Below are 14,575 nucleotides of genomic sequence, written 5' to 3' on the forward strand. Positions count from 1 at the left end.
TTATTGAAATAATTCTGCGTTATCAAACCATTTATCTCCTAATGCTTTACCCTCTTTTGTGATAAAACCCCATTTTCCTTTATGTTTAACTCTTGCCAAACCATTAACAAATCCTTTATCATCTTCTTTAAACATAGAAGCTAAACCTCCAGCTGTGATTTGGTATTCAGCAGGAATTACTAATTTACCAGTTTCATCAATAAAACCCCATTCTTTGATTTTAACTGGAGCCAATCCATCTTTACTAAAAATTTCTGCATCTGGATAGCTTAATCCAATAACAACTTCGCCTTTTAAATTAACGTAACCCCATTTTTTGTTGATACAAACAGGTGCTAAATTTTTATGGAATGCTTTTGCTTTATCGAATTTTGGTTCGATAATCCAGTTTCCTTTTAAATCGATGAATCCAATTTTATCATTTTTTCTGGCATAGGTAACATCTTGATATAGGAAATCCCAAATCTTATCTACTCCATCAATTGCTTGAAATTTATTTGAAATTACTAAACCAAAAGCAGTTCCTAAACGAGCCCAAGTGCTGTTTTTGTAGTAACTTCCCACTTCATCATAAATAGTTTCTACAACTAACTTTCCTTTGTTATCGATAATTCCCCATTTATCATTTTGCTTTACTTTTGCAAAACCATTTTCAAAAGATTTTATTACCTGATAAGTAGACTGAACGATTATTTCACCCTTTGGATTGATTAAGCCAACTTTATCATTTACTTTAATAAAAGCAACCCCATCTTCAAAATCATATACTTTATCAGAAGCTGGCATTTTTAATTCTTCACCTTTTTTATTAATGTAGAACCATTTTTTATCTTTCTCTACAACACAAATTCCACTATTAAAATATTTAGCATTAGAATAGGTAGGAGCAATAACCATTTCGCCTTTAGAATTTATAAAGCCCCATTTATCATCTTTTTCAACTGCTGCCAAACCATCAGAAAAGTTTTTAGCTACTTTATATTGAGGTTCGATACTAAAATTTCCTGTTTTGTTGATATAACCAAATTTATCATTCTGCTTTACAAGAGCAATTTCTTGAGCATAAAAAATTTGACTAAATAAGAATAATAATAAATACTTTTTCATATTGGGTAGATTTTAATTTTAAGCAATTTAATCTTTATTGTGAAATAATGAAATTTTTGAAAAATAAATTATTGCATCAAATAATCTTTTACTTTTTGAACAATTGGATACATGATTTGATCTTCTTTAAACTCTGGTACGATTGCTCTAATATCATCATACATTTTTCTAGTTACAGAAGATATTTCGTTTTTATAATTCAATACATCAATAGCTTGAACAATTGTAATTAACTCAATTGCTAATACTTCATATGCATTTTCAATTACTTTACTTGCAATTACAGCTGCATTTGTACCCATACTAACAATATCTTGGTTGTCGTTATTATTAGGAATACTATGCACATACATTGGATTAGAAAGCATTTGACTTTCTGCCGTAGTTGAAGTTGCTGTGAACTGAACACCTTGCATTCCGAAATTAAATCCTAGAACACCTAAATTTACGAAAGGAGGTAAAATTTCGTTTAATTTAGAATTTAATAAATAGTTTAATTGACGTTCAGATAACATGGTTAATTTAGCAATTACAATTTTTAACTTATCCATTTCAAGAGAAATGTAATCTCCGTGAAAATTTCCACCATGATAAACGTGTTTGTTTTTAACATCAACAATTGGATTATCGTTAGCCGAGTTAATTTCGTTTTCAAGAACTTGAGATGTATAATTAATCGTATCTAAAACAGGTCCTAAAATTTGTGGAACGCAACGTAACGAATAATATTCTTGTACTTTTTCTTTAAATACATCTTCGTTGTTATTTCCTGAATATAAATGATCTTCTCTTTTTCTAACTAAAGTACTATCAGACAAATTATCACGCATCATTTTTGCAATTTCTTGCTGTCCGAAATGTTTCTTAGCATTGTTCAATTCAGAAGAAAGGTGATCGTCATATGCTTTTACAATTTCATTAATTGCACAAGAACATTTAACAGACCAATCTAATACTTTTCTTGAATTGTGCACATTAACAATTCCGATTCCTGTCATTACCGAAGTTCCGTTCATTAAAGCTAAACCTTCACGAATTTCAACTTTTATAGGTTCTAATTTTTCAATTTCAAAAACTTCTGATGTAGCTCGTCTTTCACCTTTATAAAACACTTCACCTTCGCCAATTAGTGTTAATGCTAAGTGTGCTAATTGCACTAAATCGCCACTGGCACCTACTCCACCGTGTTCAAAAATCAAAGGTGTAATATCTCTATTTAAAAATTCTTTCATTAAATGAATTACCGAAGGATGAACCCCAGAATTCCCTAAAGAAAGCGTGTTTAATCGAGCAAGAATTATTGCTTTTACGTTAATTGGACTGATTGGTTTTCCAGTTCCTGAAGAATGACTTCTAATTAAATTATATTGAAGTTGTAATCTATCTTCGTCTTTAATTCTGTATTGAGCCATTGGCCCAAAACCAGTATTTACACCATAAATTACTTTATTACCAGAAAACTCTTTTAAAAAGTCAAAACTTTCTTCAACTCTTTTAATAACCGAATCACTTACAGCTACTTTATTGTTGTTAAAAATTATAGATGTAAAATCTTCAATAGACAGATACTCGTTTAACGTGCTCATTATTAATACTTTAAATTTATTTGAAAAATCACAAACAATTTATGCGTAAATAAAAAATATGTGATTAAATTTGAAGCGTCAAAGGTAACATATTCTTACAAACAAAAAAGAAAAATATGACACAAGAATTCATTGATGTTTTAGTAATTGGTGCTGGACCATCGGGTTGCGTATCTGCTTCCTACTTGCATAATAATAATGTTAAGGTAAAGGTGGTTGAAAAAACTAAATTTCCTAGACTAGTAGTTGGGGAAAGTTTAATTCCAAGAGTAATGGATCATTTTGATGAAGCGGGTTTATTTCCTGCTTTAGATAAAATGAATTTTGAAAAGAAACTTGGTGCTCGTTTTATTCGTGGTAATGAAATTTGCGTTTTTGATTTTAGCAAGAAATTTTCAGAAGGATGGGATTGGACTTGGCAAGTTCCAAGAGCTGATTTTGATAATACATTAGCAAAAGAAGTTATAAATAAAGGAATTGATTTAGAATTTGAATCTGAAGTTATTGCTGTAAAATTTGAAGGAAAAAATTCAATTACAACTATAAAAGACAAAGACGGTAATTTAAGAGAAATTCACGCAAAATTCATTATCGATTCTAGTGGATATGGTCGTGTTTTACCACGTTTATTAGATTTAGATACACCATCAAAATTAGATCCACATTCTTCTATTTTTACACATGTTCAAGATAAAAACAGACCAGAAGGTGAAGAAGGAACTTTAATTTCGTTTGATATTTTAGAAACCGAAGTTTGGTTATGGGTTATTCCGTTTTCTAATGGAAATACAAGTTTAGGTGTAGTTGGGCCAACATCGTTTATAAATGCTTTATCAGATGGAAATAATGCCGAAGCTTTAAGAAACGCTATTCAGTTATCTGATTATTATATTAAACGTTTTGGCGATGTTGAATTCTTGTTTGAACCAGTAAAATTGGAAAATTATTCGCGTTCTGTAAAACAAATGTACGGAGATGGTTTTGCCTTAACCGGAAATAGCTCAGAATTCTTAGATCCTGTTTTCTCTTCTGGAGTTGCTTTTGCTACCGAATCTGGAATGTTAGCAGCAAAATTAATTCACAAAGAATTGAATGGAACAGAAGTAAATTGGGAAAAAGAATTTACAGAATATATGAAAAGTGGTATAGGTGTTTTTACAACTTATGTAAAAGAATGGTACACTGGAAATTTACAAACGCTTTTCTTTCATCAGCCTGAAAACCCGGATGTAAAAGAAAAAATATGTGCTGTTTTAGCGGGTTATGTTTGGGACCAAAACAATCCTTTTGTTAAAAAACATGACAACGTTATTAAAAACATGGCACACATGATAAACTTAGAAAAACATCAATAATAAAAAAGGCAATTTTAAAATTGCCTTTTTTATTAATCAATATCTTATAAATCAAATATTTACGATTTTACTTTAATAAATTACTTCGTAAATAACAATTCTCTGTATTTTGTTAAGGTCCACAATTCATCGTCTACTAACAATTCTAATTTGTCAGCGTGGTAACGAATTTCTTCGAAGTATGGTTTTACTTTATCGCAATATGCATCTGCCATTTTTTCTGTACTAGTCAAGGCGTTAGCTTTTTTACGTTCTTCGGTCATTTTTTCTACTTTCGTATTGATGCCTTCGATGTGTTCTGAAATTTCTTTGATTAACGAAATTTGCTCTTTGGCGATTTTCTCAAAATCTTTACCAAAGATTTCTTTTAATCCTTTTACGTTTTCAATCAACACATTTTGGTAACGAATAGCCGTTGGAACCACATGATTACGAGCAATATCACCTAAAACACGACCTTCAATTTGGATTTTTTTCACGTATTCTTCCAATTCAATTTCGTAACGCGCTTCTACCTCAACGTGGTTCATTACGCCCATTTCTCCAAACAAATCAATTGCTTTTTTAGAAACTTTTGCTTTTAACGCTTGTGGTGTAGTTTTGTGATTACTTAAGCCTCGTTTTTTAGCTTCTTTTTCCCAAGCTTCGCTATAACCGTCGCCTTCAAATAAAATTGCTTTTGTGCCTTTAATATATTCTCTTAATACATTGAAAATTGCTTCATCTTTCTTTAAATCTTTTTTCTCAATTAAAGCGTCAACTTCTTTTTTGAAATCTTTTAATTGTTTTGCAACAATTGTATTTAAAGTCGTCATAGAAACCGCACAGTTTGCTGAAGAACCAACTGCTCTGAACTCAAATTTGTTTCCTGTGAAAGCAAATGGCGAAGTTCTATTTCTGTCTGTATTGTCTAATAAAACGTCTGGTAATTTCCCTACTACGTTTAATTTTAAATCTGTTTTTTCTTCTGGCGATAATTTACCTTGAGAAACTCCTTCTAATTCGGCTAACACCTTAGTCAATTGTTGTCCAATGAAAACCGAAATAATTGCTGGTGGCGCTTCGTTAGCTCCTAAACGATGGTCGTTACTTGCAGAAGCAATTGATGCTCTTAATAATTCTTCGTTATCATGAACTGCTTTAATCGTATTGATAAAGAAAGTCAAGAATTGTAAGTTGCTCATTGGCGTTTTTCCTGGAGACAATAAGTTGATTCCAGTATCTGTTGCTAATGACCAGTTATTATGTTTACCTGAACCATTTACTCCTTTGAAAGGCTTTTCGTGGAATAATACTTTAAAATCGTGACGCTCTCCTACTTTTTGCATCACATCCATTAATAATGAATTGTGATCTACCGCTAAATTCGTTTCTTCGAAGATTGGTGCTAACTCAAACTGATTAGGTGCAACCTCGTTGTGACGCGTTTTAACGGGAATTCCTAATAACATACATTCGTTTTCTAAATCACGCATATACGTTAAAACTCGTGTTGGAATCGAACCAAAATAATGGTCGTCTAATTGTTGACCTTTTGCCGCAGTGTGACCTAATAACGTTCTTCCAGTTGCTAATAAGTCTGGTCTTGAGTTGGCTAAAGCTGTGTCAACTAAGAAATATTCTTGTTCCCAACCTAAAGTTGGTGTTACACGTTTTACATTTTTATCGAAATATTTTGCTACATCAATCGCAGCAGCATCAATCGCATTTAAAGCTCTTAATAAAGGTGTTTTATTATCTAAAGCTTCCCCTGTGTAGGACACAAAAACTGTTGGAATACACAATGTAGTTCCAAAAATAAATGCTGGAGATGTTGGATCCCATGCGGTATAACCTCTTGCTTCAAAAGTATTTCTGATTCCTCCATTTGGAAAAGAAGAAGCATCTGGTTCTTGTTGAGCTAATTGACTTCCACCAAATTTTTCAACTGGATCACTTCCGTCAGGAAAAGTTTCAAAAAAAGCATCATGCTTTTCCGCAGTGGTTCCAGTTAAGGGTTGAAACCAGTGCGTATAATGAGTTACACCTTTTGATAATGCCCACTCTTTCATTCCCATAGCAATATAATCGGCAATTTTTCTATCTATTTTTACTCCCTCAGCAGCAGCTTTAACTGCTTTGTAAGCTTCTGATGTTAAAAATTGTCGCATAGCTTTGTCTCCGAAGACATTACTACCAAAAATAGCTGATTTTTTGTCCAATTCTTCTACATGAACAGGTTTTCTGTCTGTTGCTTTTCTTAAAGCTTGAAAACGAAATGTTGACATAAGTTGTGTGTGTTAAAAGTTAAACCCTTGAAAAGTTATGCAAATATATAATTTTTTTATATATTTTTACATATACCCTATTTTTTTAGGGGCAAAAATATTATTTTATTATATTTACAATATGAAAACAGTAAATTTACATATGATAATGTTAGGATGTACCCCAAAAGGACGCTACACTGAACAACATGATATTTTTTTTGGTATTGGAACGAGTTTAAAAGAACTAATTCCAGATATGAATGCTTTTTGGCCAGAAGCAAAAGGAAAAATTCATATTGATGCATGGCAAAAAGTGACTTCTGTTGATGGATTTACTATCAAAGTTGTTTCCAAAGAGGAAAATTTAAATCAAGATGAACAATTATTCTTTTTGAACTTAGGAGGCTATAAAGAAGGCGAATTTGAAGAATACCATTATAAAGTATTAGTGGTTGCCAAAACAAAAGCCGAAGCCATCAAAAAAGCGAAACAAACTACTTTCTTTAAACATTGTGGCTTCAAAGGCGCCGAATCGCACATTGATGATAAATATGGAGTTGATGTAGATGATGTTCACAAAATTGAAGATATTCTTTCGAAAAAATTTAAATTAAAATATCGTTTAAAAATAACAAAAACCAATGTGTTTTCAGAAGATGAAAAAAACATTGGTTATTTAAAGATTGATAAAATATCAGTATGAAAAAAGAGCTATCGGAATGGATAGCTCTTTATGTTTTTTTACATTTTAATCTTAGTTACTTTAGCAGTATCTAATTTATAGTAGTCTTTAACAGAATTATAATCATCAAAATCTAATTTTCCAGCCGCTGTTTTATTTCCAAAATAAGCTGGAATAACCACTACTCTAAACACTTGGTCTAACTTATATGCGTTAGATAAGTTTGGTAAATCATATCCAAATAAATTTACTTGTGCGTCGTAACGTGTAAAATCATTATCGTAACCAAAATCTAAAGTTCCATCATTAAAATAATAGGTTTCTGGTAGTAATTTCCATACATCACCAGCAGAACCATAATCTGCTAAACGATACACCAAAACCATATCAGAAGTATAGGTAGCGTGTGGAAAAGTTAATAAAGCAGAATAACCATTTCCAGAAGTTAAGTCTACGTTTGAATATTCAAAAACTTCACTAATAGTGTCATTATCTATATTATCTTCAACTTCATTTACTGTACAACTTTGTAGTGATATCATCCCGATAAAAACCAACAATAAAGTAATTTTCTTCATAATTTTTAAATTTTAAATTATTTCCTATGTAAATATAACCAATTCTTGTGCCAAACTTTAATAAAATATAAATGAGTATATTTGAAATCTCTAAAAAGACCATAAAAATGGGAAGAAACAATCCAAAAAATATTAAAGCACACAACGATAAATTACACAAAGAGCAAGCTAAAGAAAAAGCTAAAAAGAATGCTCGTGCCGAAAAATTAAAAGAAATTCAACGAAAATTCAACGAATCTAAACAATAATTTATGTCGGGTTGCTACTGCGGAAATTCTGTATCCTTTCAAGATTGTTGTGAACCTTATTTAAAAGGTATTAAAAATGCTCCAACAGCTGAAGCTTTAATGCGTTCGCGTTACAGTGCATTTGCAACAAGCGCTGCCGATTATTTGGTAAACACTACCCATATTTCAAAAAGAAAATACCACAACAAAAAAGATATTTTAGCTTGGAGTCAAACCAACAAATGGTTAAAACTAGAAGTTCTAACCTCAACTGAAACCACAGTAACCTTTAAAGCATATTTTTTAGACAAAAATTTAATAGCAGAAGTTCATTACGAACACTCTACTTTTAAGTTAGAAAAAGGAAAATGGTTTTATGTGGATGGAGAATATTAAATTCTCTTTTTGATTGGAATCCAAATTTCCTCTTCAGAGTTCGGATCATTATTTTTATATTTTTCTCCTAAAATTTCAAATTGAGGACGATTATCAAATTCATATTCGGAATTTGGCAGCCAAACACCAAAAATATAACCAAATGTTTCTCTTGCTTTTGAAGCCTCTCCTACATGATTAAAAACAGCATACAATCCTTCCTCAATAATTAATCTTTGCATTCCTTCAGGAATAAAATCAAAATTTGACACAGGAACTACAGCCCATTTTGCAAATTCGGTTTGTGGATTGAAATCAAAATTTTCGGGATTGATTTGAATGTTGAATAATTCTGTTCCTATTGTATTTTGAATTTCATTTCGTCTAGACATATATTTTCCCCACAATTCTCCTATTCGATAATCTGAATATGAAAATTGACTATTAATTCCTATGAATTTCGTTGTTGGAAATGTTTTAGTTATTGGCTCCATTCTTCAAAAATAAAAAAACCTTCCATATCTGAAAGGTCATTTTTATAAATTATTTTAATCTCTTTTTAATTACATATTTCTTCTATACTGACCACCAACCTCAAACAACGCACTTGTAATTTGTCCTAACGAACAAACTTTGGTTGCATCCATTAATTTTTCGAAAATGTTTTGGTTCTTAATCGCTGCTTCTTGTAAAATGTTGATGTGCTCGGCTACTTTTTCTGCACTTGTTTTATGCAAATCGGTTAACATATCAATTTGATATTGTTTTTCTTCTTCAGTAGCACGAATAACCTCAGCAGGAATAACCGTTGGCGAACCTTTTGAACTCAAGAAGGTGTTTACACCAATAATTGGGAATTCTCCCGTATGTTTCAAAGTTTCATAATACAATGATTCTTCTTGGATTTTCGAACGTTGGTACATCGTTTCCATTGCACCTAAAACACCGCCACGCTCAGTAATTCTATCGAATTCTTGTAAAACAGCATCTTCTACTAAATCGGTTAACTCTTCAATAATGAACGAACCTTGGATTGGATTTTCGTTTTTAGCTAAACCTAATTCTTTATTAATAATCAACTGAATTGCCATTGCTCGTCGCACTGATTCTTCTGTTGGAGTTGTAATCGCTTCATCGTATGCATTCGTATGTAACGAGTTACAGTTATCGTAAATCGCATATAACGCTTGAAGAGTCGTACGAATATCATTAAAATCAATCTCTTGCGCATGTAACGAACGACCAGATGTTTGAATGTGATATTTCAACATTTGCGCTCTTTCGTTAGCTCCGTATTTGTTTTTCATGGCTTTCGCCCAAATTTTACGCGCCACACGACCGATTACAGCATACTCAGGATCAATTCCGTTTGAGAAGAAGAATGATAAATTCGGACCGAAATCATTGATGTTCATTCCACGACTCAAATAGTATTCCACATAAGTGAAACCATTTGCTAACGTGAAAGCTAATTGCGTAATTGGATTTGCACCCGCTTCCGCGATATGATAACCTGAAATAGAAACCGAATAAAAATTACGAACATTTTGTTTGATAAAATATTCCTGAACATCACCCATTAATCGTAACGCAAATTCAGTTGAGAAAATACACGTATTTTGCGCTTGATCTTCTTTTAAAATATCGGCTTGAACCGTTCCACGAACTTGTGCTAAGGTTTTTACTTTGATATCTTGATATACTTCAAAAGGTAAAACTTGGTCTCCCGTTACTCCTAAAAGCATCAAACCTAAACCATTATTTCCTTCTGGTAAAGCGCCTTGATATCTTGGACGCTCCACTCCTTTTTTCTTATAGATTTCGTTGATTTTAGCTTCTACTTCATCTTGAAGATTATTCTCAATAATGTATTTTTCACAGTTTTGATCGATGGCAGCATTCATGAAGAATCCTAACAACATAGGTGCAGGACCATTAATCGTCATTGAGACCGAAGTTAACGGATGACTTAAATCGAAACCTGAATATAATTTCTTAGCATCGTCTAAACAACAAATTGAAACTCCCGCATTACCGATTTTTCCATAAATATCGGGACGAATGTGTGGGTCATTTCCGTATAAAGTAACCGAATCAAATGCGGTTGACAAACGTTTTGCTGGTAATCCGGCAGAAACATAATGAAAACGCTTGTTTGTTCTTTCTGGTCCGCCTTCTCCGGCAAACATTCTACTTGGATCTTCTCCTTCACGTTTAAATGGATATAATCCTGACGTAAAAGGAAATTCTCCTGGTACATTTTCTTGTAAATTCCATTTTAAAATATCGCCCCAAGCTTGGTATTTTGGTAAGGCTACTTTTGGAATTTGAGAATGTGAAAGCGATTCTGTATGTGTAGCAATTTTGATTTCTTTATCACGAACTTTAAAACTATAAACTGGATTTTTGTATTTGTTTACTTTTTCGTCCCAAGTCAAAATGATTTCCCAGTTGTATGGGTCAAGATTCATTTTTACACGGTCGAATTCTTTAGTTAATAACGAAACGAAATCTTTGTTATCAGCAGTAATTTTTAGAGAACTTTCAACAATTCCTGCTTTGTCTAATTGCGGAAGATTTCCATTTACCGATTCAATGGTTTTGAAAATTCCGTATAATTTTTGAGCTACTTCTACTTGAGAAAGTGCTGTTTCGTCGTATTTTCTATTGTTTTCTGCAATTTCAGATAAATAACGTGTTCTGTGAGGTGGAATTACGAAAATTTTCTCACTCATTTCACGTGTGATTTCGAAAGTCGAATTTAAATCGGCTCCTGTTTTCTCTACAATCTTATCCATGATAGATTTGTAAAGCGTATTCATTCCTGGGTCGTTGAATTGCGAAGCGATAGTTCCAAAAATTGGCATCGTATCCGTATCCACATCCCATAAATTATGATTGCGTTGGTATTGTTTTTTCACATCACGAATCGCATCTAAAGCACCACGTTTGTCGAATTTATTTAACGCCACTAAATCTGCAAAATCCAACATATCGATTTTTTCCAACTGAGTTGCTGCTCCAAATTCTGGTGTCATTACATATAACGAAACATCAGAATGATCCATAATTTCAGTATCCGATTGTCCAATTCCTGAAGTTTCTAGAATGATGATATCGTATTTAGCTGCTTTTAAAACCTGAATCGCTTCTGCCACATATTTAGACAATGCCAAATTAGATTGACGAGTAGCCAACGAACGCATGTAAACACGAGAATTATTGATGGCGTTCATACGAATTCTATCCCCTAACAAAGCACCACCAGTTTTACGTTTTGATGGATCAACTGAAATTAATCCGATTGTTTTTTCTGGGAAATCAATTAAGAAACGACGAACTAATTCATCAACTAAAGATGATTTTCCAGCTCCACCTGTTCCTGTGATTCCTAATACTGGGATTTTTGATGTTTCATTCTTTAGGTGAATTTCGTCAAAAACCGATTTTGCAATTTCTGGAAAATTCTCAGCTGCTGAAATCAATCGTGCAATGGCAGTTGGGTTCTTCTCTTCGATATGCGATAATTCTCCCGTAAGTTTATCTCCAATTGGATAATCGGAACGTTGTACTAAATCGTTAATCATACCTTGTAATCCCATAGCACGACCATCGTCTGGAGCATAAATTCTTTCGATTCCGTATTCGTGTAGTTCTGAGATTTCAGAAGGTAAGATTACTCCTCCACCTCCACCAAATATTTTGATGTGACCTGCTCCTTTTTCCTTAAGCAAATCATGCATGTATTTGAAATATTCGTTATGACCACCTTGGTAAGAGGTCATCGCAATCGCATTCGCATCTTCTTGAATAGCTGTATTTACTACTTCTTCCACACTTCTATCATGTCCAAGGTGAATTACCTCAACACCAGTAGCTTGAATAATTCTACGCATGATATTAATGGCTGCATCGTGTCCATCAAAAAGTGACGCTGCAGTCACAATTCTTACTTTATTTTTAGGAATATAAGGAGTTTGTAGTTCCATCTGTAATTTTTATTCGTTTTAAAGGGTGCAATTTACGAATTTAATAATTTTATTTCATTCAAATTTTAGAATAAATTGTGTTGAAAATTGGCACTATCTTTGTAAATTAGTTAGCAAAATATAAAAACATGAAAAAAATAGTATTTAGTTTAGTAGCGTTTAGTTTGTTTAGTTGTGCCGAAATGCAACAAGTTATGGATCAATTACCACAAGGAACTGGCGTTTTGAGTCAGGCAGAAATTGGTAACGGATTAAAAGAAGCTTTGAATAATGGAATTACAAATCAAGTTTCAAAATTAACTGCAACAGATGGTTTTTTTAAAAATCAAGCTGTAAAAATTTTATTACCAGAAGAACTTCAGACGGTTGACAAAAAATTACGTCAAATAGGAATGAGTAGTTTAGCCGATGAAGGTTTAAAAGTAATTAATAGAACTGCAGAAGATGCCGTTAAAGAAGCAACTCCAATTTTTGTGAATGCTGTAAAACAAATGACTTTTAACGATGCAAAAAACATTTTAATGGGAAATGAAAGTTCGGCTACAACTTATTTACAAAACTCAACTTCTACTGCTTTATACGGAAAATTTAATCCAGTAATTAAAAATTCATTTGCAAAAGTAGGAGCTGATAAAGTTTGGACAAATATTATCACCAAATACAATTCGATTCCGTTAGTTAAAAAAGTGAATCCTGATTTAACAGATTACACTACAAACAAAGCAATGGAAGGTGTTTTCAAAATGATTGCTGTGGAAGAGAAAAACATTAGAACTAATTTATCTTCCAGAAGTTCCGATTTATTAAAGAAAGTTTTTGCTATACAAGACAAAAAATAATTGTTTTGTAATTCAATATTTACAGAAAAAACGTTTTTGTAAAAATTTAATAATCAATAACATAAGTATAACATAACCTTAACATTACAAGTCAAAAATTCATCGGATATTTGCATTGTAATAAATAAGAGATTTTCTCATTTGGTTAGGGTTAGTTTAAAAAATCACCACGCTTTAGAGTGTGGTTTTTTTTTAACTATTCTAACACAAAAGAAACCGAAACATTTGAAATAATCTCAATTTCACCAATTGCTAAGGTCTCTTGAGGCACAGAACCTTCATCTGACATAACCATAGTTTTCATTTCGGCATATACTGGACGTGGATAGTTCGTAAATGAGTTATCTGAAATCACTAACGCCTTCCCTACTTTTTGTCCCACTAAAACAGAAACGTAATCTTCTGCTTTTTTATTTGCATCTAACATAGCTTTCTTACGTGCTTGGCTTTCGTATTCTTTAATTTTAGACGATTTGAATTCTACGCCTTGAATCGAATTCATTCCGCTATCTACCAAATCCAACATCAATTTATCATATCTTGATAAATCTTTCAAATGAATTGAAATGGTTTGATTGGCTATGTAATTGTATTTTTTAGTATTATAATCATAATTTTTATATAAATTCACGCGTTGCGTTTGATAATCTACCGAAGAAATACCTCGTTGCTTAATTAATTTTAATACTTTATCAACGATTTCGTCATTTTTCTTTTTTACATCGATTGCTTCTTTTCCTGAATTTTCTACTGCTACCGTGATAACAGCTTCATCAGGTGTAACCTTGATTTTTCCTTCACCAGAAACACTAATTTGTGGAACTGTTTTTACTTCTTGTGCTTGTACCATAAATACTGAGAATAATAGTATAGTTACTAAATTTTTCATATGATTAAATTTTATTAGTGTATTGTTTTCAAGTATTGTGCCAAAATATCAAATTAATAATTTTATAATTTATTTATCTTATGCAAGAAAAACAAAACTATAATTGGAACTAATAAAGCGCCAACAATTACTGGCTCAGTTGTAATGAGTTGAGGATATTTTGTCAAAGTAAATAAATATCCACCAATAGCTCCTCCAAAATGCGCCACATGACCAATATTATCTCTTTTTGCTTTCATTCCGTAAATAGAAAACAACAAATAGGCGAATCCAAAGATATATCCTGGTATTAATCCATACATTCGAATATTTGGTTCTAATAAAATAGCACTAAAAACAATACCTGTAACCGCTCCAGAAGCTCCAACTGCTCTGTACGAATAATCGTTTTTATGAAAATAAAACGTAAGTAGGTTTCCTGCAATTAAACTTCCAAAATAAATATACAAAAAGTACAGTGCATTTGTGCTCTCAATTACATATGGAGCAAAAAAATACAAAGTAAACATGTTAAAAAACAAATGCTGAAAATCGACATGTAAAAATCCAGAACTCAATATTCGTATTTGTTCACCCGATTTTATACTTCCTATATGAAATTCATATTTTCTAAAAAAAGAAACATCAAGTATTCCTTTATAACTAATTAAAGCGTTTATTATAATTATACCTAATAAATTGATATTCATAAAATCTATT

General features: G+C 32.0%; 13 protein-coding genes. 5 read left to right on the forward strand and 8 right to left on the reverse strand.

Annotation, left to right across the window (positions count from 1 at the left end):
* Nucleotides 1–1,107 carry a WG repeat-containing protein gene (locus GFJ94_RS00640; protein ID WP_153199394.1) on the reverse strand — a complete coding sequence of 369 codons (1,107 nt, stop codon included), beginning with the start codon at nucleotides 1,105–1,107 and terminating at the stop codon, nucleotides 1–3.
* A 68-nt stretch (nucleotides 1,108–1,175) separates the two neighbouring features.
* The gene (gene hutH, locus GFJ94_RS00645; protein ID WP_153199396.1) at nucleotides 1,176–2,693 is read right to left on the reverse strand and encodes a histidine ammonia-lyase; all 1,518 of its coding nucleotides are present in this window, start codon (nucleotides 2,691–2,693) and stop codon (nucleotides 1,176–1,178) included.
* A 116-nt stretch (nucleotides 2,694–2,809) separates the two neighbouring features.
* Between hutH and GFJ94_RS00650 the strand changes: the two genes are divergently transcribed.
* Nucleotides 2,810–4,048, forward strand: a complete 1,239-nt coding sequence (locus tag GFJ94_RS00650) for an NAD(P)/FAD-dependent oxidoreductase (RefSeq protein ID WP_153199398.1) — start codon at nucleotides 2,810–2,812, stop codon at nucleotides 4,046–4,048.
* 80 nt (nucleotides 4,049–4,128) lie between these two features.
* On the opposite strand, the gene GFJ94_RS00655 is transcribed toward GFJ94_RS00650, so the two are convergent.
* Complete coding sequence (locus GFJ94_RS00655; protein WP_153199400.1) at nucleotides 4,129–6,315, reverse strand: glutamine synthetase III; 2,187 nt, start codon at nucleotides 6,313–6,315, stop codon at nucleotides 4,129–4,131.
* 121 nt (nucleotides 6,316–6,436) lie between these two features.
* Here GFJ94_RS00655 and GFJ94_RS00660 point away from each other — a divergent pair, with 121 nt between their 5' ends.
* A complete protein-coding gene (locus GFJ94_RS00660; protein WP_153199402.1) occupies nucleotides 6,437–7,000 on the forward strand; it encodes a DUF1543 domain-containing protein in 564 nt (187 codons plus the stop codon).
* Between the two features lie 38 nt (nucleotides 7,001–7,038).
* On the opposite strand, the gene GFJ94_RS00665 is transcribed toward GFJ94_RS00660, so the two are convergent.
* Nucleotides 7,039–7,557, reverse strand: coding sequence for a hypothetical protein (locus tag GFJ94_RS00665; protein ID WP_153199403.1), 519 nt, complete (start codon nucleotides 7,555–7,557; stop codon nucleotides 7,039–7,041).
* A 71-nt stretch (nucleotides 7,558–7,628) separates the two neighbouring features.
* Here GFJ94_RS00665 and GFJ94_RS00670 point away from each other — a divergent pair, with 71 nt between their 5' ends.
* Nucleotides 7,629–7,805: a hypothetical protein gene (locus GFJ94_RS00670; RefSeq protein ID WP_153199405.1), complete on the forward strand. Its 177-nt coding sequence runs from the start codon at nucleotides 7,629–7,631 to the stop codon at nucleotides 7,803–7,805.
* Nucleotides 7,806–7,808: 3 nt separating this feature from the next.
* Complete coding sequence (locus GFJ94_RS00675; protein WP_153199407.1) at nucleotides 7,809–8,180, forward strand: YchJ family protein; 372 nt, start codon at nucleotides 7,809–7,811, stop codon at nucleotides 8,178–8,180.
* On the opposite strand, the gene GFJ94_RS00680 is transcribed toward GFJ94_RS00675, so the two are convergent.
* Both GFJ94_RS00680 and GFJ94_RS00685 read right to left on the reverse strand, forming a co-directional pair.
* Complete coding sequence (locus GFJ94_RS00680; RefSeq protein WP_153199410.1) at nucleotides 8,177–8,653, reverse strand: GyrI-like domain-containing protein; 477 nt, start codon at nucleotides 8,651–8,653, stop codon at nucleotides 8,177–8,179. The two genes, GFJ94_RS00675 and GFJ94_RS00680, sit on opposite strands and share 4 nt — an antisense overlap.
* Before the next feature lie 69 nt (nucleotides 8,654–8,722).
* Complete coding sequence (locus GFJ94_RS00685) at nucleotides 8,723–12,148, reverse strand: methylmalonyl-CoA mutase family protein (RefSeq protein ID WP_153199412.1); 3,426 nt, start codon at nucleotides 12,146–12,148, stop codon at nucleotides 8,723–8,725.
* A gap of 128 nt (nucleotides 12,149–12,276) precedes the next feature.
* Here GFJ94_RS00685 and GFJ94_RS00690 point away from each other — a divergent pair, with 128 nt between their 5' ends.
* Nucleotides 12,277–12,987, forward strand: a complete 711-nt coding sequence (locus GFJ94_RS00690; RefSeq protein ID WP_153199414.1) for a DUF4197 domain-containing protein — start codon at nucleotides 12,277–12,279, stop codon at nucleotides 12,985–12,987.
* Between the two features lie 196 nt (nucleotides 12,988–13,183).
* On the opposite strand, the gene GFJ94_RS00695 is transcribed toward GFJ94_RS00690, so the two are convergent.
* Entirely contained in the window at nucleotides 13,184–13,876 is a 693-nt protein-coding gene (locus GFJ94_RS00695) for an SIMPL domain-containing protein (protein WP_153199416.1), read from the reverse strand.
* A gap of 62 nt (nucleotides 13,877–13,938) precedes the next feature.
* A complete protein-coding gene (locus GFJ94_RS00700) occupies nucleotides 13,939–14,565 on the reverse strand; it encodes a rhomboid family intramembrane serine protease (RefSeq protein WP_153199418.1) in 627 nt (208 codons plus the stop codon).
* Between the last annotated feature and the right edge of the window lie 10 nt (nucleotides 14,566–14,575).

Origin of the sequence: Flavobacterium sp. LMO8, from assembly GCF_009495755.1 — a bacterium.
Lineage (GTDB): Bacteria > Bacteroidota > Bacteroidia > Flavobacteriales > Flavobacteriaceae > Flavobacterium.